Annotated in this window: 23 protein-coding genes; 12 read left to right on the forward strand and 11 right to left on the reverse strand. The window is 68.0% G+C overall.

The window, feature by feature from the left end; genetic code table 11:
* Window positions 1–212 precede the first annotated feature (212 nt).
* The 6 genes from miaA to trpS all read right to left on the reverse strand — a co-directional run bounded on the left by miaA (window position 213) and on the right by trpS (window position 7,693).
* Window positions 213–1,160, reverse strand: coding sequence for a tRNA (adenosine(37)-N6)-dimethylallyltransferase MiaA (gene miaA, locus FAZ79_RS03090; protein WP_282097227.1), 948 nt, complete (start codon window positions 1,158–1,160; stop codon window positions 213–215).
* A gap of 2 nt (window positions 1,161–1,162) precedes the next feature.
* Window positions 1,163–2,986 (reverse strand): DNA mismatch repair endonuclease MutL, encoded by a 1,824-nt coding sequence (mutL, locus tag FAZ79_RS03095; RefSeq protein ID WP_136866487.1) that lies wholly within the window; start codon window positions 2,984–2,986, stop codon window positions 1,163–1,165.
* Window positions 2,987–3,056: 70 nt separating this feature from the next.
* On the reverse strand, window positions 3,057–4,313 hold the full coding sequence (locus FAZ79_RS03100) for an N-acetylmuramoyl-L-alanine amidase (protein ID WP_136866489.1): 1,257 nt from the start codon (window positions 4,311–4,313) through the stop codon (window positions 3,057–3,059).
* 226 nt (window positions 4,314–4,539) lie between these two features.
* Window positions 4,540–5,022 carry a tRNA (adenosine(37)-N6)-threonylcarbamoyltransferase complex ATPase subunit type 1 TsaE gene (tsaE, locus tag FAZ79_RS03105; RefSeq protein WP_136866491.1) on the reverse strand — a complete coding sequence of 161 codons (483 nt, stop codon included), beginning with the start codon at window positions 5,020–5,022 and terminating at the stop codon, window positions 4,540–4,542.
* Between the two features lie 8 nt (window positions 5,023–5,030).
* Window positions 5,031–6,653: an NAD(P)H-hydrate dehydratase gene (locus FAZ79_RS03110; RefSeq protein WP_247709477.1), complete on the reverse strand. Its 1,623-nt coding sequence runs from the start codon at window positions 6,651–6,653 to the stop codon at window positions 5,031–5,033.
* 17 nt (window positions 6,654–6,670) lie between these two features.
* A complete protein-coding gene (gene trpS / locus FAZ79_RS03115) occupies window positions 6,671–7,693 on the reverse strand; it encodes a tryptophan--tRNA ligase (RefSeq protein WP_136866495.1) in 1,023 nt (340 codons plus the stop codon).
* A gap of 178 nt (window positions 7,694–7,871) precedes the next feature.
* Between trpS and FAZ79_RS03120 the strand changes: the two genes are divergently transcribed.
* The 5 genes from FAZ79_RS03120 (at window position 7,872) to mutM (ending at window position 12,004) form a co-directional block, all read left to right on the forward strand.
* Window positions 7,872–8,657, forward strand: coding sequence for a TIGR01458 family HAD-type hydrolase (locus FAZ79_RS03120; RefSeq protein WP_136866497.1), 786 nt, complete (start codon window positions 7,872–7,874; stop codon window positions 8,655–8,657).
* On the forward strand, window positions 8,654–10,450 hold the full coding sequence (locus FAZ79_RS03125; protein WP_136866499.1) for an SLC13 family permease: 1,797 nt from the start codon (window positions 8,654–8,656) through the stop codon (window positions 10,448–10,450). Before FAZ79_RS03120 ends, FAZ79_RS03125 begins: the two co-directional genes overlap by 4 nt.
* A 213-nt stretch (window positions 10,451–10,663) precedes the next feature.
* Window positions 10,664–10,900, forward strand: coding sequence for a 50S ribosomal protein L28 (rpmB, locus tag FAZ79_RS03130; RefSeq protein WP_125197716.1), 237 nt, complete (start codon window positions 10,664–10,666; stop codon window positions 10,898–10,900).
* A 38-nt stretch (window positions 10,901–10,938) separates the two neighbouring features.
* Window positions 10,939–11,094 carry a 50S ribosomal protein L33 gene (gene rpmG / locus FAZ79_RS03135; protein ID WP_136866501.1) on the forward strand — a complete coding sequence of 52 codons (156 nt, stop codon included), beginning with the start codon at window positions 10,939–10,941 and terminating at the stop codon, window positions 11,092–11,094.
* Between the two features lie 88 nt (window positions 11,095–11,182).
* The gene (gene mutM, locus FAZ79_RS03140; protein ID WP_136866503.1) at window positions 11,183–12,004 is read left to right on the forward strand and encodes a bifunctional DNA-formamidopyrimidine glycosylase/DNA-(apurinic or apyrimidinic site) lyase; all 822 of its coding nucleotides are present in this window, start codon (window positions 11,183–11,185) and stop codon (window positions 12,002–12,004) included.
* A gap of 91 nt (window positions 12,005–12,095) precedes the next feature.
* On the opposite strand, the gene FAZ79_RS03145 is transcribed toward mutM, so the two are convergent.
* The gene (locus FAZ79_RS03145; protein WP_136866506.1) at window positions 12,096–13,403 is read right to left on the reverse strand and encodes a TlpA disulfide reductase family protein; all 1,308 of its coding nucleotides are present in this window, start codon (window positions 13,401–13,403) and stop codon (window positions 12,096–12,098) included.
* A gap of 134 nt (window positions 13,404–13,537) precedes the next feature.
* Between FAZ79_RS03145 and FAZ79_RS03150 the strand changes: the two genes are divergently transcribed.
* From FAZ79_RS03150 to FAZ79_RS03180, 7 genes are all read left to right on the forward strand, one after another.
* Window positions 13,538–14,455, forward strand: coding sequence for a phosphoribosylaminoimidazolesuccinocarboxamide synthase (locus tag FAZ79_RS03150; protein ID WP_136866508.1), 918 nt, complete (start codon window positions 13,538–13,540; stop codon window positions 14,453–14,455).
* Complete coding sequence (bioD, locus tag FAZ79_RS03155; protein WP_136866510.1) at window positions 14,452–15,162, forward strand: dethiobiotin synthase; 711 nt, start codon at window positions 14,452–14,454, stop codon at window positions 15,160–15,162. The genes FAZ79_RS03150 and bioD overlap by 4 nt, the downstream gene beginning before the upstream one ends.
* A gap of 188 nt (window positions 15,163–15,350) precedes the next feature.
* Window positions 15,351–15,752 carry a cytochrome C gene (locus FAZ79_RS03160; RefSeq protein ID WP_211238783.1) on the forward strand — a complete coding sequence of 134 codons (402 nt, stop codon included), beginning with the start codon at window positions 15,351–15,353 and terminating at the stop codon, window positions 15,750–15,752.
* 3 nt (window positions 15,753–15,755) lie between these two features.
* Complete coding sequence (locus FAZ79_RS03165; protein ID WP_136866512.1) at window positions 15,756–17,108, forward strand: FCSD flavin-binding domain-containing protein; 1,353 nt, start codon at window positions 15,756–15,758, stop codon at window positions 17,106–17,108.
* Between the two features lie 31 nt (window positions 17,109–17,139).
* Window positions 17,140–18,555, forward strand: a complete 1,416-nt coding sequence (locus FAZ79_RS03170) for a cytochrome c (protein ID WP_211238784.1) — start codon at window positions 17,140–17,142, stop codon at window positions 18,553–18,555.
* A complete protein-coding gene (locus tag FAZ79_RS03175; protein WP_136866514.1) occupies window positions 18,555–19,778 on the forward strand; it encodes a hypothetical protein in 1,224 nt (407 codons plus the stop codon). Before FAZ79_RS03170 ends, FAZ79_RS03175 begins: the two co-directional genes overlap by 1 nt.
* 14 nt (window positions 19,779–19,792) lie before the next feature.
* Complete coding sequence (locus tag FAZ79_RS03180; protein WP_136866516.1) at window positions 19,793–20,500, forward strand: c-type cytochrome; 708 nt, start codon at window positions 19,793–19,795, stop codon at window positions 20,498–20,500.
* Between the two features lie 191 nt (window positions 20,501–20,691).
* Here the strand turns inward: FAZ79_RS03180 and FAZ79_RS03185 are convergent, their stop codons facing one another.
* From FAZ79_RS03185 to FAZ79_RS03200, 4 genes are all read right to left on the reverse strand, one after another.
* Window positions 20,692–21,555: a universal stress protein gene (locus FAZ79_RS03185; protein ID WP_136866518.1), complete on the reverse strand. Its 864-nt coding sequence runs from the start codon at window positions 21,553–21,555 to the stop codon at window positions 20,692–20,694.
* Between the two features lie 16 nt (window positions 21,556–21,571).
* A complete protein-coding gene (locus FAZ79_RS03190; RefSeq protein ID WP_136866520.1) occupies window positions 21,572–23,062 on the reverse strand; it encodes a SulP family inorganic anion transporter in 1,491 nt (496 codons plus the stop codon).
* A 323-nt stretch (window positions 23,063–23,385) separates the two neighbouring features.
* Window positions 23,386–25,284: a tetratricopeptide repeat protein gene (locus FAZ79_RS03195; RefSeq protein ID WP_136866523.1), complete on the reverse strand. Its 1,899-nt coding sequence runs from the start codon at window positions 25,282–25,284 to the stop codon at window positions 23,386–23,388.
* Window positions 25,272–26,666 carry a glycosyltransferase gene (locus FAZ79_RS03200; RefSeq protein WP_136866526.1) on the reverse strand — a complete coding sequence of 465 codons (1,395 nt, stop codon included), beginning with the start codon at window positions 26,664–26,666 and terminating at the stop codon, window positions 25,272–25,274. Before FAZ79_RS03200 ends, FAZ79_RS03195 begins: the two co-directional genes overlap by 13 nt.
* Window positions 26,667–26,671: the final 5 nt, after the last annotated feature.

Below are 26,671 nucleotides of genomic sequence, written 5' to 3' on the forward strand. Positions count from 1 at the left end.
GTGATTCCTCTTGTTGGTTATCCGGCCTCTTGGGCCGGTCGGCCGTTCTCGGCGGCCTGTGCCCCGGTGTAACGGCTGCCGCGACGAGCGGGCAATGGCCGGAACAATGGGGATACCTGTCGGCAATTCAATCAATGAGAAGTGTAGGGGGAATTATCCACCGGTGACAGACCGGCCGGTCCAGGGGCGCGCCGCCACGTCTCGCGCCCCCTTCAAGATGCCTTCCCGGCGATAAAGTTCATTATGCGCGATTCGACCCGATCGACCGCCTGGGCGTCCACCGCCTCCCAGTGCGGGGCCGAGCGCAACCAGGTGCGCTGGCGCTTGGCCAACTGGCGCGTGGCCGTGATCGCCCGGTCGCGCATCTGGTCGAAATCCCATTCGCCGGCCAGGTGCGCCCAGGCCTGCCGGTAGCCGACTGCGCGCATCGAGGGCATCCCGGGGTGCAGGTCACCCCGGGCATACAGGGCCTCGACCTCGGCGAGAAAACCGGCCTCGAGCATGGCATCGAAGCGCTCGGCCACCGCCCGGCGGGTGTGCGCGGTGCTCGGCGGCCACAGCGCCACCGCCAGCAGCCGCTCGTCGGCCAACGGCGAGACCGGCGGGTGTTCCTGCTGCCAGTCGCTCAGGCTCTTGCCGGTGGCACGAAAGACCTCCAGCGCCCGGCCGATGCGCTGCGGGTCGGTCGCGTGGATGCGCGCGGCGGCCACCGGGTCGACCTCGGCCAATTGTTGGTGCATGGCCGGCCAGCCGCTGGCCGCCGCCTCCTCGGCCACCGCCGCGCGGACGGCCGGATCGGTCGGCGGCAGCCGGGAAATGCCCTGCAGCAGCGCCTGAAAATACATCATCGTCCCGCCCACCAGCAGGGGCACTCGCCCCGCATCCCGGGCCGTGGCAATCGCGACCACGGCATCGCGACAGAACTGCTCGACGCTGTACGTCTCGGCCGGATCGCGGATATCCACCAACGCATGCGGGTAGCGCGCGAGCAACTCGGCGTCCGGCTTGGCGGTGCCGATGTCCATGTCGCGATAGATCATCACCGAGTCGACCGAGATGATCGACACGGGAAGCCGGTCGGCCAGACGCATGGCCAGCGCGGTCTTGCCCGAGGCGGTCGGCCCGGCGATGGCCACGATCGGCAGCACGTTCGCGTCCACCGTCACTGCCCCCGCATGAACCAGCGATCGAGCTCCTCGATCGTCAGTCGACGCCAGGTCGGCCGACCGTGGTTGCACTGGTCACTACGCTCGGTGCGCTCCATGTCGCGCAGCAGGGTATTCATCTCGGGGACCGTCAGACGACGATTGGCCCGCACCGAGCCGTGACAGGCCATGGTGGAAAGGATCTCGTCGATGCGGTCGCCCACCACCGCGCGCGGCACATCGTCGCCGGCCAGCGGCACGCGCCGCATTTCGGCGAGCATCTCGCGCACCAGCGTTTCGATGTCCGCCTCGCGCAGCATCACCGGCACCTCGCGCACCCGGACCCGCTCGGGCCCGACCCGATCGAGCACCACCCCGGCGGCGGCAAAGGCCTCCTGCCAGGTCTCGAAGGCCTCCGCCTCGGCGGGTGAAACCGCGATATCCACCGGCAAGAGCAACGGGGCGACCGACAGCGCCCGCTCGCGCCAACCCTGCTTGAGCCTTTCGTAGGTGACCCGCTCGGCGGCGGCATGGGCGTCCACGATCACCAGCCCGTCGCGGTTGCGCGCCAGGATGTAGATCTCGCCCAGGTGGGCGATGGCATACCCCAACGGGGGGATTTCGGCATCCTCCGGCAACGGCTCGGCGACCCGGCCGCCCTCGCCCTCACCGGCCCGCGCCTGTTCGAGCAGGGAGAAGTAACCCTGTGCCGAGCGCCCGCCCGTCGCCAGGCCGGCCACCCCATCAGCGGCAAAGGACGCCCCGGCGCCGGAGCGCGGCGCACCACCGACCACCGGCATGGCGGGCGCCATCGCCTCGCCCGCTTCAGCAACGCCCGGAGAGGCCGCACCACCCGGGGTCGCCAGCGCCCGATGCACGGACTGGAACAGGAAGTCGTGCACCCCGCGGGCATCGCGAAAGCGCACCTCCGCCTTGGTCGGATGCACGTTGACGTCCACCGTCGCCGGATCGAGGCGCAGCGAGAGCACGTAGGCCGGGTGGCGCGCGTGGTGCAATACGTCGCTGTAGGCGCGACGGATCGCGTGGGCGACCAGCCGATCGCGCACCACCCGGCCGTTGACGAAGAACAGCTGCTGATCGGTCGAGGCGCGGGCGTACTGGGGGCTGGCGACCAGTCCCTGCAGGGCAAACCCCGAGGCCGCGGCATCGATCTCGCGCGCCTCGTCGAGAAAGCCGCGCCCGAGCACCGCGGCAATGCGCTGCTCGATCGAATCGAGGTCGACCGCCGGCAGATCGAACACCAGCCGGTCGTTGTGACTCAGGCGAAAGGCGACCTCGGGGTTGGCGAGCGCGAGCTTGCGCAGCAGCTGGTCGACGTGGCCGAACTCGGTCCGTTCGGTACGCAGGAACTTGCGGCGCGCGGGCACGTTGAAGAAGAGATCGCGCACGTCGACCAAGGTGCCGGGCTTCGCCGGCGTGGGGCGGGGCTCGTCGAACACGCCGGGGGCGAGCTCCCAGCCATGTTCGTCCGCGGCGGTGCGCGAAACCAGCCGCAGGCGGGAAATCGACTGGATGCTGGCCAGCGCCTCGCCGCGAAAGCCGAAGCTGGCCACCGCCTCGAGGTCATCGAGATCGCGGATCTTGCTGGTCGCGTGGGGCGAGATCGCCAGGGGGAGTTGTTCGGGGGGCATGCCGTGGCCGTTGTCGCGCACGGACAGCTGCTTGACCCCGCCGGCGGCGACCTGCACCTCGATTCGGTCGGCACCGGCATCGAGGGCGTTTTCCACCAGTTCCTTGATCACGCTGGCCGGCCGCTCGACCACCTCGCCGGCGGCGATCTGGTTGACCAGGGACTGTGGCAGTTGGCGGATCTCGGCCATGGGACTCCGGGCAAAGCCGCCATTGTCACCCCGTGTCTCAGCTCGAGACAAGGAGCAGACCGGCCCGACCTCAGAGCATCGCGTAGCGGGTGCCTTGTGGGGCGTGCGCCGTGTAGTAGCTGTTCACGCCCTCGAGGATCGACTGGGCGATCTGGCGCTGGTAGCTCGACGAGCGCAGGCGCTGCTCTTCCTGCGGATTGCTGATGAAGGCGCTCTCCACCAGGATCGAGGGGATATCCGGCGACTTGAGCACGGCAAACCCGGCCTGCTGCACGTCGTGCTTGTGCAGCTTGGCGATGTTGCCGATGCGCTGGAGCACCCGGTCGGCGAAGTCGAGACTCGATTCCAGCGTCTTGGTCTGGGCCAGGTCGAGCAGTACCGAGGCGACGTCTTCGTCGTGACCGGACAGCGACGCCCCGCCGACGAAGTCCGCGCTGTTCTCCTTGGCCGCCAGCCAGCGGGCGGCCTCGGAACTGGCCCCGTTCTGGCTCAGGCAGTAGACCGAGGCCCCCTTCGCCGAGGCGAGACGGAAGGCATCGGCGTGCACGGAAATAAACAGGTCCGCCTCGTGGCGACGGGCGATCTCGGTGCGTTGGCGCAGCGGGATGAAACGGTCGTCGTCACGGGTCATCACCGGGGTCAGGCCCGGCGTGGCCGCGATCAGGTCGCGCAGCTGCAGGCCGATGTTGAGCACGATGTCCTTTTCCCGCGTGCCACGGCGGCCGATGGCGCCGGGGTCCTTGCCGCCGTGGCCGGGATCGATCGCCACGACCAGGTCGCGGAACGCGCCCGACCCGGACTGCAACGTGGACTCCTGGCGGGGGACGTCCGGGCGCTCGGCGATCACGGTATCCGCGCCGCCGCCGTGAGGCAGGTCGACCACCAGTCGGTGCGACCCGCCACCCGTGGGCGGCAGGATGATGATCTGCGGGCGGGCCCGTTTCTTGAGATCGAACACGAGGCGCAGGTCGTGGCCGTTGCGTACGCCCACGCGCAGCCCCTTGACCACCGGCGAGTCCGGCGTCGACGGCAGGGAGACATCCTTCAGCCGGGTCGAATGGATGTCGATGACCGCGCGTGCCGGGTTGTCCAGCAGCAACGTATCGAAGTCGACCGGGTTGGAAATGGCGAAGACGTAGCGGGTAAAGCCCTCGTGGCGGCCCGCCTCGACGCGGGAAACCTCGGCGGCCCGACCGGCCAGCGCCGGACCGGCCAGGGGAAGGCCGAACGCCGCCGCGCCGGTGCCAAGCGCCATGCGCAGGAAGCGGCGGCGGTCGGCAGCAAGCAAGGCAAGCGCGTCACGGGCAGATTGGGATGAGTTGTTCATGCTCCACCTCTGGCAACACAGCCCCAAGAACGTGTCGTGCAACACGGTTCCTACAGTGTGCGCCAAAAGGGATTTTTTTCAACAATTGCAAGAAGATAGCGCGTACTTCTTAACCCGATACGAGGAGCGCGCTTACCAAATATGGCACCCGGGCCAGGCGATAAGCACAAGATGATGTGCTTTTGGCTGGCGTTGAAAAAACACCACACCCGGCGATAACGCCGACTCAATCGGCCGCAAGTCGCGCCAGCCAGGCCTCGCCCAGCGGGGTCGCCGCCCGGCAGACAAGATCACGTCGGTCCGGACGACTCGCCTCACCCGACAGCGATAGCTCGAGGTCCGCCTCGAGCTCGCCGGCAGCCTGACTGAGCCACTCGACCAGGAACAGCGCCTGGTCCGCCTCGTCGCGCACGCCGAGGTAGTCGAGCTCCTCGGGGTCGGCCAGCCGGTAGAGATCGAGATGCAGCACGCGGTCGGGTCCCCCCGGCGGCGCGGTCACGTCGTAGGGCTCGACCAGCGTGTAGGTGGGGCTGCGAATGGTGCCGCTCACCCCCAGCGCACGCAGGAACGCCCGGGCGAAGGTGGACTTGCCCGCGCCCAGCTCGCCGCGCAGTGACAACAGGCCCGCCGCGGGCGCCACCGCGGCCAGGCGCGCGGCAAATGCCTCGACCGCCGCTTGATCGAGCGCGTGGTGGCGTTGCTCGGCCATGGACGCCGTCATTGTCCGCCCTGCCCCGGTGGCGCGCCATTCGCGCAGCGGGCCCGGCGCCAGCCCGACCCGGGCGACACGATGCGCCCCTGCTCGCCCGAGCGGCCGTTGAGGCGGTCGCGGATTGCGCCGAACAGGTCACTGGCGGCCATGCCCCACTCGCCGTGCGCCTCGGCCTCGACCTCGCCCGCTTCGGCGTGCAGGCAGACCGCGAGCTCCATCGCGGCAAACCGCGACAGCCCCATGCCCAGCAGGGCACCGAGCAGGCCGGCCAGCACGTCGCCGGTGCCCGCCGTCGCCAACGCGGCACTGCCCCGTTGGCACACCGCAAGGCGATCGCCATCGGCCAGCACGCTGCCGGCCCCCTTCAGCACCACCGCGCAACCGAGTCGCTCGGCAATCGAACGCGCTGCCCCGAGGCGGTCGGTGTTGATGGCGGCGGTATCGCACTCGAGCAGCATGGCCGCCTCGCCCGGGTGCGGCGTGATCACCGCCCCCCGGTCACGCAACGAATTCGGTCCCAACAGGCGCAGGGCATCGGCATCCACCACCAGCGGCAAGGGGCAGTCGCGCAGCGCACGCCAGACGGTCATCGCCCAGCCGTCACGCCCCAGCCCGGGCCCGGGCCCGACCACGATGCTGGTCGCCATCGAGGCCAGGCGCAGCAGGTCATGGGCGCTGTCGACGCCATGCACGATCAACTCGGGCCGGCCGATGTTGAGCGTGGCGGCATGATCGGGATGGGTGGCGACGATCACCTTGCCGGCCCCGGCACACAGGGCCGCCTCGGCGGCCAACCGGGCGGCGCCGGGCATGCCGCGGTTGCCGGCGGCGACCAGCACGGTGCCGAAACGCCCCTTGTGCCCATCGGCCGAGCGCCGGGCGAGGTGAACGCCACCCGCCAGCAGGTCGAGCGGGATCTCGTCGGCCGGCTCGGGGGCGTGACCGAGATCGGCCAGTACCCGCGCGCCACAGACTGCCACGGCCGGGCCGGTGCTCAGGCCACGCTTGATGCCAAGGAAGGTCACCGTGCAGTCGGCCGCCAGGGTTCGCGGATCGACCGCGCCACGGTCGGCATCGACACCCGAGGGCAGATCGACGGCCAGCAGGCCCGGACGCTCGTCCCGCGAGTCGGTCACGGCCGCCACGCGCTCGAGGAAATCGGCCGGCGCGCCCTCGATGGCCCGATCGAGACCGATCCCGAACAGGGCGTCGACGACCACGTCGGCCGCGCGCAGCGCCTCGTCGATGGCGGTCGGTTCGGTCCGCACCTCGATGCCGGGGACGGCCGTCGAGAGCGCCGACCAGGCATGCGCTGCACTGCCGTGAAAGCCTGGTTGCTGCCAGCCGAGCAGATCGACCATCAGGCCGGCCTCTCGCGCCAGCCGGGCGATCACCAGCCCATCGCCGCCGTTCTGCCCCGGCCCGACCAGCACGGCCAGGTGCCGGGCGGCCGGCCAGCGGCCGCGCAGCTCGGCAAACGCCGCGCCACCGGCACGCTCCATCAGGCCATAGGCATCCACCCCGCCGGCGAACAGGGCCCGTTCATGCGCCTGGATGGCCGCCACCGACCAGGCACGCGTCAGGCCCGGGGCGGCGTCGGGACGAATGATCCGAGGGGTGGCAGTCACGTGACGTTCCGTCCCGATCAGCCGAGGATGTCCGGGCGCGGCAGGAAACCGAGGGCATCGAAGGCGCGCTGCAGGGTCGGCCGGGCACGCTCGGCGGCGCGCTCGGCGCCCTTGGCGAGGATGGCATCCAGCCCGGCCTCGTCGGCACGGATCTCGCGGTAGCGCGCGGTGATCGGCTCGAGGTGGGCGATCACCGCCTCGCCGGTCTCGACCTTGAGCTTGCCGTAGCCCTCGCCGGCCAGGCGGCTCTCGATCGACTCGATCGACTCGTCGCCGAAGATCGACAAGAGCGTCATCAGGTTGGACACGCCCGGCTTGTTCTCGGGGTCGAAGCGAATCTCCATGTCCGAGTCGGTCACCGCCTTCTTGAACTTCTTGAGGATCTTCTTCGGCTCGTCGAGCAGGGCCACGTAACTGGCCTCGCTGGGATCGGACTTCGACATCTTCGCGGTCGGGTCCTGCAGCGACATCACGCGCGCGCCCGCCTTGGGGATGAACGGCTCGGGCACGGTGAAGATGTCGCCGTAGAGCTTGTTGAAGCGCATGGCGAGATCGCGGGTCAGTTCGAGGTGCTGCTTCTGGTCGGCGCCGACCGGCACGTGGGTGGCCTGGTAGAGCAGGATGTCGGCGGCCATCAGCACGGGGTAGTCGAACAGGCCGGCGTTGATGTTGGCCTGGTGGCGCTGCGACTTGTCCTTGAACTGGGTCATGCGCTCGAGCTCGCCCATGTAAGTGTAGCAGTTGAGCACCCAGCCGAGCTCGGCATGGGCCGGCACGTGCGACTGGACGAACAGCGTGCTCTTGTCCGGATCCAGCCCGCAGGCGAGATACAGGGCCAAAAAGTCGTAGCAGCGCGAGCGGAACTCGGCCGGGTCCTGGCGCACGGTGATCGCGTGCAGGTCGACCAGCATGAACAGCGCATCGTGCGTGTCCTGCATGTTGACCCAGTTGCGGATCGCGCCGACGTAGTGGCTGATCAGCAGTTGCCCGGAAGGCTGGATGCCGGAGAGCACCACCGGCGGCTTGTCGTTCTTGGACATAGATTGCGGGTTCTTCAGGCTGATGAACGGATGGATTGAGCCGGGTCGCTTCGGTACGCCACGGATCGGCACGAGGCGCCCTCCCGGGCAAGGCGGCTCATCATAGCAAAGGCCGCGGCAGGTCATCCCGGCCCGCTCCTGCTATACAGGAAGGGAAGCCACCGGGGGTTCCCAGACAATGCCGGCGATTCTCTTCGACATGGACGGCGTGCTCTACGTCGGCGACCGCCCCATCGACGGGGCGGTCGAGACGCTGGCGTGGTGCCGTCGACAGGCCATCCCGTTCCGTTTCGTCACCAACACCACCTCTCGACCCCGCACGGCCCTGGTCGACAAGCTCGAGTCGATGGGCATCGAGGCCCGGGCAGACGAGATCATCACGCCACCGGTCGCCGCCCGTCAGTGGCTGTCACGACACGTCGACGGGCCGGTCGGCCTGTTCGTCCCCGAGGCCACCCGGGCGGAGTTCGCCGATTGCATCCCCGCCTCTCCCCACGACCAGCGCGTTGCGGCCATCGTGCTGGGCGATCTGGGCGAGGGATGGGACTTCGCCACCTACAATCGCGCCTTCCGCTGGCTCAAGCAAAATCCGGACGCGCCACTGGTCGCGCTCGGCCTGACCCGATTCTGGGAGGCCGAGGACGGCCCACGTCTCGACGTCGGCCCGTTCGTGCGCGGGCTCGAGTACGCCATCGGACGCGAGGCGATCGTGCTGGGCAAGCCCAGCGCGGCGTTCTTCCAACGGGCCGTAGAGCAACTGGGGGTGCCCGCCGAACAGACCCTGATGATCGGTGACGACATCGTCGGCGACATCGGCGGCGCCCAAGGCGCCGGCCTGCGGGCACTCCTGGTCCGCACCGGCAAGTTTCGCCCGACGGATCTCGACGGCGATATCTCGGCCGACGGGGTGATCGGGTCGATCGCCGACCTGCCGACCTGGTGGGAGCACAAGTCGCCACCATGAGCGCCGACCAGGGCCTGCTGTTCGCGATCCTGGGGCTGACCCTGGCGGGATTTGCCTGGGGACGGTTGCGCTACGACGTGGTCGCGATACTTGCCCTGCTGGCAACCGGACTGACTGGACTGGTGCCACCCGAGTCCCTGTTCAGCGGGCTGTCCCACCCGGCGGTGATCACCGTGGCGGCGGTGCTGATCCTCAGCCGCGCGCTGATCAACGCCGGGGTGATCGACGTGCTCGCCCGCCGGCTGACCCGGGTGGGCGACCGCCCGATGGTCCAGGTGATCACCCTGACCGGGGTGGTGGCGCTGAGCTCGGGGTTCATCAACAACGTCGGCGCGCTGGCGCTGTTCATGCCGGTGGCCGTCTGGATGGCCCGGCATGCCGGCCGTTCGCCGTCGTTCCTGCTCATGCCGCTGGCCTTCGGCTCGCTGCTCGGCGGCACACTCACCCTGATCGGCACGCCCCCGAACATCATCATCGCCGCCTACCGGACCGACACCGACTCGCCGGCCTTCGGCATGTTCGATTTCCTGCCGGTGGGGTTGGCCATCACGCTCGCGGGCATCGCCTTCATCGCCCTGGTCGGCTGGCGACTGACACCCTGTCGCAGCCAGTCGGCCGAGAACGGCGAGCTGTTCGAGATCGAGAACTACCTGACGGAAGTGCGGGTGCCGGAATCGAGCAGCTATGCCGGGCGCAGCGTGCACGAGCTGATCGACTCGGTCGCCGACGAGACCGACGTGATGGTCACCGCCCTGCTGCGAGAGGACGAGCGCCGACGGATGCCCTCGACCTACGAGGTGCTCCGGCCCGGCGACATCCTGCTGATCGAGGCCGATTCCGACGGTCTCAAGGCGTTGATCGACGTCACCGGGGTGGAACTGGCTGCCGGCGAAACCGCCGAGAGCGAGGAAGAAACCGACAAGACCGCCGGCGAGCTGACCCTGGCCGAGGCGATCGTCGCGCCCAACTCGAGGCTGGTCGGGAACTCGGCGGGGGCACTCGACCTGCGAGAGCGCTACGGGGTGAACGTGCTGGCCGTCGCCCGACAGGGCAGGCGATTGAAACAGCGCATCAGTCACATCCGCTTTCTGCCCGGCGACATCCTGCTGCTGCAGGGGCGCGAGGAGAGCCTGCCCGGCGCGATGAGCCGACTCGGCTGCCTGCCGCTGGCCGCGCGCGGACTCAATATCGCCCGTCCTCGTCGCGTCGCGCTGGGCGCCAGCATTTTCGTCGCCGGCCTCGCCCTCGTCGCCTTCGACCTGTTGCCGGTGGCCATGGCGCTGGTCGGCACCGCCGTGGCGATGGTGATCGCCGGGCTCCTGCCCTCCGACGATGCCTATCGCGCCATCGACATGCCGGTGATCGTGCTGCTCGCCGCCATGCTGCCGGTCGGCCAGGCGCTGGAAACCACGGGCGGCTCGGCCCTGATCGCCGAGACCCTGCTGGTCGCCGCCGACCACCTGCCCGCGTTCGCCACCCTGGCGCTGCTGATGACGGCGGTCATGCTGCTGTCCAACCTGGTCAACAACGCGGCAGCGGCCGTGCTCGCCGCCCCGATCGGCATCCAGATCGCGCAGGGCATGAACGCCTCGCCCGACCCGTTTCTCATGGCGGTGGCCATCGGCGCCTCCTGCGCCTTCCTCACGCCGATCGGCCATCAGTCAAACACGCTGGTCATGGCGCCGGGCGGCTACCGGTTCGGCGATTACTGGCACATGGGCCTGCCGCTGTCGCTGCTGGTCGTCGTGGTGGCCGTGCCCGTGATCCTGTGGGTCTGGCCGATGACCGGGTGACGGGCCGAACCGGCGTCGGTCGGGTAGAATCCTCGGCCGGCCACCGGCGTGATGACCGACGTCGGCACTCACTGCGAGGAGACGCTTGCCAACCCGGCAAGGTTCTTTTATCCTACGCGGCCTTTGAATTGACCCGCCCGCGTGCCGGCCGCCGAACAGGCTCCGATCCCCTTGGCACGCGCGCAAACAAGACGAGTCGCTCAGGAGACAATCATGGCCCGAGTTTGCCAAGTAACCGGGAAGCGCCCGGCGGTCGGTAACAACGTATCGCACGCGAACAACAAGACCCGGCGTCGGTTCCTGCCCAACCTGCACAAGAAGCGGTTCTGGGTAGAGAGCGAGCAGCGCTTTGTCAGCCTGCGTGTTTCCAGCCACGGCCTGCGCACGATCGACAAGGTCGGCATCGAGACGGTCATCGCCGAGATGCGTGCCCGCGGCGAGAAGGTCTGAAACACCGCTTACCACCCTATTTCGACAGGTAACACGACATGCGCGACAAAATCCGACTGGTATCCACCGCTGGCACCGGCCACTTCTACACGACCGACAAGAACAAGCGGAACATGCCGGAAAAGATGGAAATCAAGAAGTACGATCCGGTAGTACGCAAGCACGTCATCTACAAGGAAGCCAAGATCAAGTAAGGGCGCCTCGCCGTCCCCGGACGGCGGGCCTCTGCTGATCGGCCCTTGACGGACCCCGCGAGGACACCTCGCGGGGTTTCTTCGTGTCATGCCGGAACTCCCCGAAGTCGAGACCACCCGACGCGGCATCGAGCCGCATGTCGTCGGGCAGCGCATCGAAGGCGTCACCGTCCGCGACGCCCGCCTGCGCTGGCCGGTGCGCGCGGACCTCGCCGACTTCCTGCACGGTCGCCCCGTCGAGTCGGTCGAGCGCCGCGCCAAGTACCTGCTGCTGCGCCTGGACCGCGGGGATCGGGTGCTGATCCACCTGGGCATGTCCGGCAGCCTGCGACTCGACGACCCGACCAACCCGCCGCGCAAGCACGACCACGTCGAGTGGCGCCTGGGCAACGGCCGTGCGCTGCGCCTGCACGACCCCAGGCGTTTCGGTGCCGTACTGACCGACCACGTGGACGACCCGCATCGGCGCCTGCGCAACCTCGGCCCCGAACCGCTCGATCCCGACTTCGGCGGCGCCTACCTCGCCAGCCGGTTCGCCGGCCGACGCGTGGCCGTCAAGCAGGCGATCATGAATGCCGAAATCGTGGTGGGCGTGGGCAATATCTACGCCTCGGAGGCCCTGTTCCTGGCGGGCATCCACCCCGGGATGCCGGCAGGCCAGCTTGCCCCGGATGCCTGCGACGCCCTGGCCGCGGCCATCCGCCAGGTACTTGCCGCAGCCATCGAGCAGGGCGGCACGACCCTGCGCGACTTCCTCGCCCCGTCGGGCACGCCCGGCTACTTCCGCCAGACACTCAACGTGTACGAACGCACCGACCAGCCTTGCCGCCGCTGCGGGACGCCGGTCGAACGCGTGGTCATGGGGCAGCGCTCGACGTGGTTCTGTCCGGCGTGTCAGCCGGAAGACTGAAGAGGTCGGAGCTCAGACCGATGTTCGCGAGGCCCAAAGAGGCCTCAATCATGTCGTCTGACCTCTCATTTCTTCTCTCCGACTTCTCTCCCTATTCCGGCTCGATCTCGAGCAATTCGCGCACAATCGCGTCCACTTCCTCGGTATCCCAGATGATCCCGGCATTGACCGAGTAGTGGATGCGCCCGTCGGCGGCGACCAGGAACGAACTCGGGAAGGCGAAGGCGTCGTACTTGGCCGCGACCGCGCCGTCCGGGTCGACCGGCACGGGGAAGGAGACGTCGAAGTCCTGCATGAATTCGCGCAGGTGCTCGGGCGACTGCTTGAAGGCGATGGCGTAGATCTTGAGCCGATCCGGGTAGCGGCTCGCCAGGCGTTCCATCGAGGGGATCTCCTCGACACAGGCCGGGCACCAAGTGGCCCAGAAATTGACGATCTGCACGCCGTCGAAATCCGGGTCCAGCCGCTGGGGATTGCCCTCGAGGTCGGTAAGCTCGAATGCCGGCGCCTCCTGCGGCTCGACCGGTTGCAGGCCGGTCTGGCGATCCACGGGCGTGGTGCGTTCGGGGTCGATCGGGCGCACCTCGGTCGGGTGCGCCGCGGCGGCGAGCAGCGGGATCGCCCGCAGGATGTCGTCGGGCAGTGACTGCACCGCGCGCGCCTCGGCCGGATCGTCCATCACGCGATCCAGGTGCTCGAGGGTCTCGGGCTGCGGCTCGTCGAGGTGCATGTGGTAGTAGTCACGCACCTCGGGCACCACCTGGACGAACAGGTCGCTGCCGGCGGCGAGAAAACGCTCGCGCAGGTCGAGCAGGCGGTGGCGGTACACGCCGCGCTCCGGCTGGAGCAGCATCACCGGCAGGTTGGTGGCATCGATGATCGAGAACAGCTCGGGCTCTTCGCCCGCGACCGGCGCGCCCCGGTACAGGCTGGGGAAGATCAGCACGCCCCCGGCCAGCGCCTCCGGGTCGTCGCTGCGCTCCTGCCACCAGCGCATCCCGCGCAGGGTCGGCACCGCCATCCGGTCGGCGGCCACCACCACGGTGGGACGCCCCGCCTCGACGGCCCGTTGGATCAGCGACCCCACCGGCTCGCCGTCGATGTTGCGCACGTTGAGGTCCGAGCGCGGCAGGAACAGCGAATCCATCACGTCGACCATCCAGACCGTCGCCCCGCGACGCGCCAGGGCGAGCGCCACGCTCTCCGGGCCGGGCAGGTCGCCGTACTGATTGACCACCCAGAGCACCAGCGGCCCGTCCTCGGGCGCGCCCTGTGGCGGCTCGATCACCCGGACGTCCAGCTGATCGCCGCCCTCGCCCAGGGGAATCGCCAACTCGGCCCGGGCCGGCCCCACCAACATCACCAACAGGACCGCCAGCAACCCTTGATGCCACGCCATGCGAACGCCCCACTTCATCGCTGTCCTCCGGGTCACCGCGCGCATCGCATCGCGCGCCGCGCTCTCGTACAATAGCCAACGGCCCGAAAACCCACCGGGCCGCAAATCCTTAGCATGCTAGCAGTTGAACGCCCATGACACACTCGGCCCCCGCCGTTTTCGAAACGCAAATCGACGCCCTGGAACTGATCCACCGCGGCAAGGTGCGCGATCTCTACCGCATCGACGACGAGCGGATGCTGATCGTCACCACCGACCGGGTCTCGGCCTTCGACGTGATCCTGCCCACCCCGATCCCCGACAAGGGTCGGGTACTGACCGAGATCTCGCGCTTCTGGTTCGAGAAGAGCCGCGACCTCGTGCCCAATCACCTCTGCGAAGCGCAGGATCTCGCCGCCATCGTTCCGGACGAGGCACAGCGCGCCCAACTCGTCGGCCGCAGCGTGATCGTGCGCAACCTCAAGGCCCTGCCGATCGAGGCGGTGGTGCGCGGCTACCTGATCGGCTCGGGCTACAAGGACTACCAGGCAACCGGCGCGGTCTGCGGTATCAAGCTACCCGAGGGGCTGCAACTGGCCGACAAGCTGCCCGAGCCCATCTACACCCCGGCCACCAAGGCCGACGTGGGCGACCACGACGAGAACATTGATTTCGCCGAGACCGAGCGCCTGATCGGCCCCGAGATGGCCGCCCAGGTGCGCGATACCGCCATGCGCCTCTACCGCCTGGCCGCGGACTACGCCGCCAAGCGGGGCATCATCATCGCCGACACCAAGTTCGAGTTCGGCCTCGACGAACACGGCACGCTGCACCTGATCGACGAGGCGCTCACCCCGGACTCCTCGCGCTTCTGGCCGGCCGACGAGTACCGCCCGGGCATCAGCCCGCCGTCGTTCGACAAGCAGTTCATCCGCGACTGGCTCGAGACCCTCGACTGGGACAAGACCGCCCCCGGACCGGCCATCCCCGACGAGATCATCGCCCAGACCCGCGAACGCTACCTGACCGCCTACCGCCGCCTGACCGGCGAGGACCTGCCGGGCCTCGCATGAGCACGCGCGACCCGGATCCACGCGGCTGGGTGGTGCTGGCCACCGATACCGGGGTCGGCAAGACCGTGGTGTCCTGCGCGCTTGCGCGCCTGCTGATCGACCACGGCCTGCTGCCACGCGTGCGCAAACCCGTGGAAACCGGCTGCGAGCTCCACGACGGGGAACGACAACCGGCCGACGGCATCGCCCTGCGCGAGGCCGCCGGCAACCGCGAAGCGCTCGAGGCCGTCTGCCCGATCCGCTACCTCACCCCGGTCGCCGCCCCGGAGGCGGCCCGTCGGGAAGGCGAAACCCTGCAGTTCAAGCGCGACCTGGCCCCGATCCTCGACCGGACCCAGGCCGGCCTTGCGCACGACGAACGCCTGATCATCGAAAGCGCCGGCGGCCTGCTCTCACCGCTGGCCGACGATGCGCTGAACGTGCGCCTGGCCGAGTACACCGACCTGCCGGCCCTCCTGGTCACCCCCGACCGGCTGGGCACGCTTTCCTCCACGCTCACGGCGGTCGAATCCCTCCACCAGCGCGACATCCCCGTCGCCGCGATCGTCCTCAACCGGCGTCCCGAGGACCCCACCGGCCCGGACTGCCCGGACAACGCAAGCGCCTTGCGCGAGTGGTTGCCCCGCCTCGTCCCCACCCCGCCGCCGGTGATCTCCTTCCACGACCCCCAGCGCCCTGACGCCCTGCTTCCCCTGCTCGACCGCTGACCCGATCCCCGTTCGTCAGGTCCGGGCTGAAACCACCCCCACCCTCCTCATCGACACCACACGCTTGGCATAAGCCAGGCTTATGTTGCATAGTGCTTACCTAATAAGTAAATTTAATCCGGACATAACTCGGGATCGAGTACGCCATTGTTCGCGCCAGGAAGGCGATCGATCGAGGGGGAGAACAAATGACCAGACGACTCATCAGGGGCGCGACACTCGCCCTGGCGACAGGCGGCGCCGTTGCGGCCCTGCCACTGCACGCCGAAACCACAACCGCCACCGACCCCAGGGGGCTGATGGCCGCCCAGACCTGCGCCGGCTGTCACGGCACCAAGGGGTACATCGAGGACTCGGCCTACGTGCCGCTGGCCGGCATGCCGCGCGAGCGGTTCATCACGGCCATGGAGTCGTTCGCCGACGGCTCGCGCCCCTCGACCCTGATGGGGCCGCTCGCACGCGCCTTCACCGACGAGGAAATCGCGGCCATGGCCGACTACTTCGAAGCCCAGCCGAAAGAGCGCGCCCGAGCGATTGACCCGGCAAGTGACCAGACAACGGGTCAGGCCCTCGACCCGGAGGAGAACTGAGCCATGAATCGCCGTGACTTTCTCAAGATCCTCGGTGCCGGCACCGCCGCCACCTCCTCTCTCGCCGCCCCGTTGGCCCGTGCCGAACGCGCGCCGCGCGTTGTCATCGTCGGCGGCGGTGTGGGTGGGGCAACCACCGCCAAGTACCTCAAGCTCTACGCCCCGCATGTCAACGTGACCATCATCGAGCCCAAGCGCGAATACCAGCGTCCATATGGCTCCTCCGAGGTGATCACCGGCCAGATCGAGCTCGAGGACATCGTGATCTCCTACGACGACCTCAAGACCCGCCACGGCATCGAGTTCGTCCACGACACCGTGGAAGCGATCGACTTTGAGGCCAAGCAGGTCCGGACCGCCGGTGGCCAGCGCCTCGGCTATGACCGCCTGGTCGTCTCGCCCGGCGTGTCGTTCGACTTCGAGGCCATCGACGGGCTGACCGCCGAGCTCGCCGAGACGCGCCTGCCGCATGCCTGGGATGCCGGCGACCAGTTGCTGGTGCTCAAGGAGCAACTCGAGTCCCTGCCCGAGAACCCCACCGTGGTGATCGGGCCGCCGCCCAACCCGTACCGCTGCCCGCCGGGGCCCTACGAGCGCGCCGGCCTGATCGCGCAATGGCTGCTCGACCGCGGCGACACCCAGGCACGCGTGGTGATCCTCGACCCGAAGAACGGCTTCACCACCGACTACACCATGCTGCACGCCTGGAACGACCTCTACGACTTCAACATCCCGGAACCGGCCCGCTCGAAGTACAGCGACGAGGAATGGGCGCAACTGACCGTCCACGACAATCCCGGGCCGATCGAATGGGTGATGGGCGACATGGGTGGGCGCATCCTGTCGGTGGATGCCGAGACCATGACCGTCGAGGCCGAGGCCGGCACCTTCCAGGCCGACCTGATCAACATCATCCCGCCGCTGAAGGCCGGGCGGATCGCGATCGACCAGGACCTGGCCGACGACTCGGGCTGGTGCCCGGTCGACCAGCGCACCTTCGAGTCGACCCGACACGCCGACGTGCACGTGATCGGTGACGCCTGCATTGCCGGGGCCATGCCGAAATCCGGCTACGCGGCCAACAGCCAGGCCAAGGTGCTAGCCATCCAGCTCAAGGCCCTGCTGGCCGGCAACGAGCCAGTCGAACCGGTGTTCCAGAACACCTGTTACGCGCTGGCCGGCAACACCGAGGTGGGCATGTTCGTCGCCGACGTCTTCCGCATGGACGGCGACACCATCGCCCGCGTCGACGAGCAGCGCTACCTGCCCTTCGATGCCACCGAGGCGGAATACCGCCTGGCCGCGCTCTACCAGCACAACTGGATGAAGGCCTTCACCGAGGACTGCTTCTCATGAACCGGCCCAACGTTCACAGGAGGATCCCGACATGGATCTGATCGGACTCTTTCCCACCTGGTACGAGCCGGCGATCGGCTCGGGCTGGGTGATCGGCTTGATCGCCACCATCCACGTCCTGTTCTCGCACACGGCCGTGGGGGCCGCGATCCTGTTCGCGGTTCTCGCCTGGATCGGCGCACGGGACAACCGGCCGGAACTGATCGACTTCATCCGCAAGTACGGCCTGTTCCTGCTGGTCTTCTCCTACATCCTCGGCTCGATCACGGGCCCCGGCATCTGGTACTCGACCACGGTGGGTAGCCCGCGCGGTATCTCGGCGCTGATCCACAACTTCGTCTGGAAATGGGCGACCGAGTGGGTGTTCTTCGTGATCGAGGTGATCGGCGTCTACATGCTGGTGTATCTCGCCGGCAAGCTAGAGCGCCGCACCTACATGAAGGTCGCCGTGATCTTCGGCCTGACCTCCTACACCACCATGCTGGCGATCGTCGGCATCCTCTCGTTCATGATGATGCCGGGCCGGCCGGAGCAGTGGTTCGCCGAGGGCGGCTACCTCTACGGTTTCTACGGGCCCAACACCTTCGCCCAGCTGATGATCCGCACCGCCTTCATGTTCACCATGACGGCCGTGGTCGGCGGCATCGTCGCCGCCGGGCTCAAGGACGAGGTCTTCAAGCGCTGGCTGCTCAAGCGCCTGGCCATCGTCGGCGGGCTCTCGGCGATCGTCGGCATGTCGCTGTACCCGTGGTACCTCGGCACGCTGCCGAGCATCGCCCACCTGGTGATGGAGAACCGCCTGCCGGATTACTTCACCCCGTCGATCCTGATCGTGCTGGGCGCGATGCTGGCCTACTTCGCCATGACCTTCTTCCGCCCGAAGCTGGTCACCGCCACGGTCGCCGGTTTCGCCACGCTCTCGATCCTGGTCCTCGGCCTGTGGCCCGGGGAAACCGTGCGCGAGTCGGTACGCAAGCCCTACATCGCCGGTCAGTACCTGTACTCCAACCAGGTCATCGGCCATGACGTGCCGGGGATGGGCGTGAAATCCGAGATCCCCACGCTGGAGAAGGTGGGCTTCACCCACGCCCACGTCTTCTGGCCGGACTCGCAGAAGGAGATCACCCGCGAGAACACCATGGAGGTGGGCCGCAACCTCGCGATCACCGCCTGCAGCAACTGTCACTCGCTGTCCGACACCGGCATCCGCCCGCTGAAGAACTACTTCCCGAAACAGGCGGACGTCGAGGGCATCCGGACCTACCTACTCGGGGCGCTGGCGACCGGCAACACCATGTACATGCCGCAGATCCCGCTCCAGGACGACGAGGCCGAGGCACTGGCCGTCTTTATCGCCAGCCTCAACGACCCCGAGGCCGCCAAGGCCTACCTCGATGGCGAGACCACCGCCCTGCTCGACACTTCCAGCCGTGAGGAGGACCAGTAATGGATACCGCCATGCTCTACGCCCTGCGCGACCCGCTGGGCATCCCGGCCCACCCCCTGCTCTTCCTGATCCTCGGGGTAGCCACCTGGGCGCTGCACATCGCCGCGGTGCACGTGCTGCTCGGCTCGTCGGTGCTGGCGATCCGCGGGGCACTGTCGAAAGACGACCACTGGCGCCGGCTGGCCGACGCGATGGTCAACACCGCCAAGGTGGCGGTCTCGGTCGCCATCGTGATCGGCGTCGCACCATTGCTGTTCGTCCAGGTGATCTACGACCCGTTCTGGTACACCTCCAACGTCCTCTCGGCGTGGTGGGTGATCGGGTTCATCTTCATCCTGATCGTCGCGACGCTCGCGCTGTTCATCTTCTACGCCCTGAACCACGGCCTGCGCACCCACAAGACCCGCTGCCCGGGCTCGATGATCCTCGCGGTGCTGCTGTTCCTGGTGGTCGGCTTCATCATGCACGCCCTCTCGGTGCAGATGCTCGAACCGGATCAGTGGAAGGAGTGGTACGCCCCGAACGGCGTGATCGACGCCTCCGGTCGGTCGATCCATGCCTTCGACCCGTGGCGATTCGGCTTTTTCATCGCCCTGTCGATCCCGGTCATCGGCATCTGGCTGTTCGGCTACCGCCGTTACCTGCAGGGCCGCCACGAGGCGGGCACGGGCTACCTCGACTTCCTCAAGCGCATGGGTACCCGCCTGGGCGCGGTCGGCACGCTGGTGGCGCTGGTGCTGCTGGTCGGCTGGATGCGCGGCCTGCCCGAGGACATCGCCGGGTTCGCCACCGGCATCTGGCCGATCGCCGCGGCCGCCGCGCTGATCGTCGCCGCGGCCTTCCCGGTGCTGCTGGGCCGGCGACTCGACCGAGGGCTGTGGGGCTACACGCCGATCCTCGTCGCCACCGTCGCCATGATCGTGATCGCCACCATGCGCGAGGCGGTGCGCTGGGTGACGCTGTCCGGCGTCCACGGCTACAACCCGCTGGATTACAAGATCACGATGGACTGGTACTCCACCGGCCTGTTCTTCCTCACCTTCGGGGTCCTCGGCGGCGCGGTGGTCACCTACCTGCTGACCGTCGCCTGGCAGGCCGGCCAGACGGAAGGCACCTACACGCCGTCACGCGCCGTCAACCGCATCGGCACCGCCGGCATCGTCCTGCTGCTGCTGTGGATCGCCCAGTACTTCGGTTTCGGTCTCTGGACCGCCTACGCCTGAGAAGGAGTCACGAGATGACACGCAATCATCCCATTCGATGGGCCAACGCTGCCCTCGCCGGCGCCGTTCTCCTCGGTGTGGCGGTATCCGGCGCGCAGGCGGCCGAGGCGTCGAAAGACGTCGTCAAATGGTCGCCGGCGAGCTGGCACCAGGCCATGCGCGCGATGCCCACCGGCGACGCGGCACGCGGCAAGGACCTGCACGACCAGCGCTTCTGCGCCTCCTGCCACGGCGAGCACGGCGAATCGCTGACCGGCAACTGGCCGCATCTCGCCGGCCAACGCGCCGAGTACACCTACAAGCAGCTGGTCGACTACGCCGAGCACCGCCGCCGCGAGGACAACCGCGCGCAAATCATGACCGTGGTCAGCGAGAGGCTGAGCAAACAGGACATGGCCGACCTGGCCGCGTTCTACGAGCAGCAGGGCCTGCCGGACCGGGCCAAGCCCAAGGCCGCCCACCCCGCACACGACCTGGTCAGCGTCGGCGATCCCAGCCGCCTGATCACGCCCTGCGCGGCCTGCCACGGCAGCAACGGCTCGGGCGGCATCAACGAGTCGCCCAGCCTGCGCGGCCAGCCACGCGACTACTTCGTCCGCACCATGGAGCTGTTCCGGGACGGCGCGCGTCACAACGACGTCGCCAAGGGCATGGCCCAGTTCGCCACGCCGCTGACCGACGAGGAGATCGCCGCCCTGGCGGACTACTACGCCGTGGATTGATCGACCCCCATCGCCAACCGAACAGGCCGCGCCCGGGGTGAACCGGTTGCGGCCTTTTTCATGCCGCTGATAAAGCGCGCGTCGGGATTGCGGCCAGACCGAACGCTATCCCGTCGGCACAAGAAAGGCCGCGCTTGCGCGCGGCCCGATGACCCGCCCTGACGATCGCGGGGCGACCCGCGGGCGGCGCGTCAGCGCACCACCAGCAGCGGCACATTGGCCTTCATGATCATCTTGGTGGTGGTACTGCCCAGCACGAGGTAGCGGATCGGGCTGTGACCGTAGGCGCCCATGGCCAGCAGATCGATGTTCTTCTCCTCGATGTACATGGAGACTGCCTCGTCGACCTTGCCCTGGCGGATGGCGACCTGCGTGGAAAAGCCGGCCTTCTGCAGCCGGGTATTGGCCGCCTGGATCTTGTCCCAGTTGGCCTGCTTCTCCTCGCCCACCATCAGGAGGTGCACCGGCAGGCCCTGCAGCAGCGGGGTATTCGCCGCCATCTCGACGAGCTTGTAGGCCGTCGGGCTGCCGTCGTAGGCGATCAGGAAGCTCTCGGGGCGCTTGAAGGCGAGCGGCGTGACCAGGGTGGGCTTGTGGATCATCGACAGGATGCCGGCGAGATGGCTGCCGACATGCATGGCCACCGCGTCGCCGTCCTTGCCCTGCTTGCCGAGCACCAGCATCTGCATGGCGTCCTCGAGCTCGAGGATCACCTCGGTGATGTCGCCGTTTCTCAGCAGTTCGGCCGGCTCGTCGAAGCCCCGGTCACGCGCCCGGGAAAGCACGTCGGCCAGCAGGGCCCGGCCGCGCTCGCGCTCGAGCTTGCCGCGCTTTTCCTCCAGCTCGACCATCTCCTCGAGCAGCTTCTCGCGCCCGCCGAGGGTCATGTTGCCGGAGAGATCGGTCTTGGCCGGGGCGTGTGGGTTGCTGATCGCGTGCAGGAAGGTCAGCGGGGCGGCCAGTGCCTGCGCCGCCCAGACGGCGTAGTCGGTGACCGCCTCGGAGGAACGCGAGCCGTCGATGCACGCGAGTACCTGGTCCTTGTTGTCGCTCATGTTCTCGGTTCCCATGTCAGTGCCCCATCAGCTTCTCGGCCGCGTCCGGGTCGTTGTGCACGCCGTGCCGGTCGACGATCGTGGCGGTGGCCTGGTTCATGCCGATCACCTCCACCTCGATGCCTTCCCGGCGGAAGTCGACCACCACCTTGTCCAGCGCGCGCACGGCCGTGATGTCCCAGAAGTGCGCCTTCGAGAGGTCGATGCTCACCTTATCCACGTCGTCCTTGAAATCAAACGACTCGAGGAATTTCTCGGTCGAGGCGAAGAACACCTGGCCGATCACCTCGTAGGTGCGGTGGCGCGGGTCGTTCGGGTCCTCGGACAGGCGCGAGGAGACGTGCATGAACTGGCCGACCTTGTTGGCGAAGAACATCGCCGCCAGCAGCACGCCGGTCAGCACCCCGTAGGCGAGGTTGTGGGTAGCCACGGTGACGATCACGGTCATCACCATCACCACGTTGGTGCTCATCGGGTGCTTCTTGAGATCGCGGATCGAGCCCCAGCTGAACGTGCCGATCGAGACCATGATCATCACGGCGACCAATGCGGCCATCGGGATCATGGTGAGCACCGGCGAGAGGAACACCACCAGGATCAGCAGGAACAGGCCGGCGACGAAGGTCGACAGGCGCCCGCGACCACCGGACTTGATGTTGATCACCGACTGGCCAACCATCGCACAGCCAGCCATGCCGCCCATCGAACCGGAGACGATGTTGGCGATGCCCTGGCCCTTGCACTCGCGCGCCTTGCTGGTCTTGGTGTCGGTGAGCGTATCGAGCAGGTTCTGCGTCATCAGCGACTCGAGCAGGCCGACCACCGCAATCGCCGCCGAGTACGGCAGGATGATCATCAGCGTCTCGAGGTTGAGCGGGATGTCGGGCAGGAAGAACACCGGCAGCGTGTCCGGCATCTCGCCCATGTCGCCCACGGTGCGCACGTCGAGGTTCATGAACCAGGCGATGACGGTCAGCACCACGATGGTGACCAGCGGTGAGGGGATCGCGGTGGTCAGCTTGGGCAGCCCGTAGATGATCACCAGACCCGCCGCGGTCAGCGCGTAGACGTGCCAGGTGACGTTGGTCAGCTCGGGCAGCTGGGCCATGAAGATCAGGATGGCCAGCGCGTTGACGAAGCCGGTCATCACAGAGTTGGAGATGAACCGCATCAACCGATCGAGCCGGATGTAGCCGGCCGCGATCTGCAGACCCCCGGCGAGTATCGAGGCGGCGAGCAGGTACTCGAGCCCGTGGTCCTTGACCAGGGTGATCATCAGCAGCGCCGTGGCCGCGGTGGCCGCCGAGATCATCCCGGGTCGGCCGCCGGTGAAGGCGATCACCACGGCGATGGCGAACGAGGCGTACAGGCCCACCTTGGGGTCGACGCCGGCGATGATCGAGAAGGCGATCGCCTCCGGAATCAGCGCCAGGGCCACCACCAGCCCGGAGAGCAGGTCTCCCCGGATATTGGAAAACCATTCCTGCTTGATGCGGTACCAGTTCATCGTGACTCTCTGTCCAGCGGATTCGTTTTCGGCAGGCCCGCCGGCCGCCGGACCCGCCACGATCGCCTTGTGCGATGACGACACGATGTCTCGCCCCGCCATCCGGCGAGGAAACACGCCGCCCGGCAACGCGGGCAGCCAGCGCCGTTACCCCGGCGCAATCGAGTTCGATAAGGACGAGTCGGACGAACGGCGGGAACGCCCTCGCGATGGGCCTCGCGGCGGGCTCAGAGGGCGGCGCAGTCCTGCAGACAAGGCCGCGACTCTATCAGATCAGCGGGTTGGCTTCACCCGGCGGCCAAGGCGAACGGTCACCGTCCGGGTCAGAAGCGACGCACCAGCTCCCAGTTGATCGAGTAGGCATCGTAGCGGCCCGTGGTCTGGGATCGGTCGCTGTAGGAGGCGCTCAGGCGGCTGTACCAGTCGCGGTAGATGCCGTTGATCAGTTCCACGGAGACGTCGGTGCCAAACTCGTAATCCGACAGGCTGTCGTCGGTGTGCCAGCCCGGGCTGACGGTGACGTTCAGCCCGTCGTCGTCGGAGAACTTCCAGTAACCGACCACCGTGAGCGCAAAGCGACGGTAGTTCGACGGGTCGTAGTAGCCGTTGTCGAGATCACGGTCGTAGTCCTGCCAGTGAGCCGAGACACCCAGATCGAGGTTGAGACGCTCGGTGCGCAACATGGCCCGGTAGGGATTGACGAACAGCTCGTTGCGGCGGTTGCCGTCGTTGAGCCGACCGTGGGCGACCTCGGCATTGACGAAGTGACGCAACGTCGGCTGCCAGTGGATGCGGGCGCGGTGATCCCGCATGGCGAGCCCCAGCGAGGCGGACTTGGGCGAGATGTCCCAGACGCGACGGGTCGCCGAGAGGTCCACCCACAGGTTGTCCAGCGGGCGCAGGTCGGCATACAGGCCGTAGAGGCCCACGTCGCCACCGCCCCCGTCGATGCTGGCCACCCCGGCGTCCGCGCCGATCTCCAGCAGCGGGCTGAATCGATGGCGTGCCCCCACCCAGGCCTGCTCGATGTCGACCGAGGTGTCGCCCTCCACGCCGACGAACGGGCTGCCGGCCTTCGCGCGGATATCACGGTGCTCGGCCCGACCGTAGAGGTAGGTTTCCGGGGTCAGCGACCAACGCCCCTTGATCGCCAGGCGGCGCAGGCTGATGTCATCGGCGTCGTCCCGGAAGCCGGCCTCGATACCGACATTCGAGCGCAGGAAGGCGTGCGTGCTGCGAATCGCGTCGCGCGTGTCCTTCGACTCCGGGCGCAGGCGCTTGAGCGGCTCCAGCGCCGCGATCGCCTCGCTGTGGCGAGGCTCGCCACGCAGGATCAGCATGCGCGTGTAGAGGTGCTCGTAATCGTTGGGATTCGCGGCGAGCAGCTCGTCGTTGAGCTCTCGTGCCTCGGTCGGGCGATGCGCCCAGGCCAGCAGGCGCGCGCGCCGGGCGGCCCAGTCGTCGTCCTCCCCGTGCACGTCGTGGTACTGATTGAGTGCCTCGGCGGCAACCGCGTAGTTGCCGCGCCAGGTCTCCACCGTGGCGTAGTCGAGCAGGGCCTCGGGGTCGTCCGGGTGGGCGGCGAGGTAGTCTCGATACAACGCGACCGATTCGTCGAGCTCACCCATCCCGCCAAGCGCGCGGGCATAGGCCTTGAGATCGGCGGCGTCGCCGGTGATGGCATGGACCCGTCCGGAGATCTCGGCCACCGCGGCCGTGTCACCGGCCCAGTTGGCCTGCCGCGCGCAGGTGCGCAGGATGGCGACATCCTCGGGCGCGAGATCGGCGGCGGCAAGGCAGTGCTCGAGCGCCGCTGCCGGCCGGTCGGCCTGTGCCCAGGCCGCGCTGGCCGCGAGACGCATATCGGGCTCGTCCGGCTCGACGGCCACGGCTTGATCGAGTGCCTCGGCGGCCGAGACCGGCTGGCCGTCACGGGCCAGCACGTCGGACAGGCGGCGCCAGAGATCGACGCGCTCGGGATCGGCCTCGAGCGCGCGACGATAAATCTCCGCGGCTGCCCCCCAGTCCTCGCGCATCTCGGCGCTGACGGCCGCATCGGGTATCGACTGGGACCAGGCCGGCGTCGGACCGAGGACCACGGACGTCAACAGGGCCGCGGCCAACGTGGTGGTTGCCAGGCGTCCTGCCGGCCCGGCATGCCGGCCGGCCAACCGTGCGCCCACCGTTCCGGGGCGGCAGGGAAAACGTGTCATTTGCGCCATTTTCTGTTCCCCGTAATCCAGAGATCCGTGGCGAAGCGCCCGATCGTGACCAGGTCGTACAGGAGGCTCGCGTAGCGGATCGGGGTCATCAGGATGCCCTGGATGAATGCCTTCACCCGCCGTCCCTTCGAGATGGCGGTGAGGATGCCCACCGCAATGGCCATCTCGGCGATTAGGGTGACGATCAGCGGCTCCCAGAGCTGCAGGATGATCATCACCAGCAACGCGGTCGGGAAGGCGATCTTCTCGAAGGCTGCCAGGAAGGGAATCCAGCCGGCCGGGCGACCCTCGCGTTGGGTGTGAGCCACGCCGAACGGCTGACGATATGCCTCGCGAATCTGGCGGCGGGCCACCAGCTCCTTCATGGCCGGATCGTGCTTCTCGCGGTAACGGTGTCGCAGGCGTCGCAACAGCTTGAACGGGCTGCCCAGCAGGCCGTCGAAGTAGTAGCAACTCTGCAGGAAGGACGACGACCACATGTAGATCTGCCGCGGCAGGTTGCGCATTTCCGGCTCGAGCGAGTGGGCCGTGACGTCCTGGAGCTGGACGTTGCGATAGCCCTCGTTCATCAGCGCGAAACCGATGAAGATGTCCTCGGAGTTGGTCAGGTCGTCGCCCAGCACCGGCTCGTACTTGTCGAACAGATCCTTGATGTACTTGCGGCGGTAGGCGACCGCGCAGCCCACCGGGTTGGTGATGCTGCCGAAGAACTCCATCTGGCCGACGTAGACGAACCGCTGCAGGAACGTGTAGAGCTGCTGGCGATACAGGGCGGTGAGATTGCGATTCACCCGGTGCCACCAGCCACCCTGCGGCTGGTGCAGGTCAACCTCGTCGTGCGCCTCGAGAAACGCGTGGATCGCCGGCTCGTCGATCCGACGGCGGCGGTCCTTCTCGCGCGTGGGCAGGATCACCCCGCAGGCGCTGGCGATGCCCGCGCCCTTGTAGAGCTCCTCGACGGTACGCGCGATGTAGTCGTCGGCGTCGAGATAGGTGTCGGCGTCGAGGATGAACTCGACGTCGGCATCGTACTCGCGCGACTGGCGCTTGATGGTGGGCGTCTTGCCGATCGGGTGGTCGCGCTTGATCACGGTCAGCGGCATGCCGTGATGATCGGCGAAGGCGCGGGCGTACTCGATCGTCCGGTCCTTGCTGCCGTCGTCGACCAGGATGATGTTGCGCGGCTGCTTGGTCTGTCGGCGCACCGATTCGAGGGCGAGCACCACATTGGCCTGTTCGTTCAACGCCGGTATGACCACGTCGACGACCGCCTCGTGCCAGTCCTCGGCCGGGTTGGGGTCGATCTTGTCCGGTCCGCGCAGCAGCCCGATGATGCTCAGGACCGCGCTCGGACTCAAAACGAAGTAGGGGGTGGTTGCCATGCGCC

Source organism: Guyparkeria sp. SB14A, from assembly GCF_005096345.1.
In the GTDB taxonomy this organism is placed as follows: Bacteria; Pseudomonadota; Gammaproteobacteria; order Halothiobacillales; family Halothiobacillaceae; genus Guyparkeria; species Guyparkeria hydrothermalis.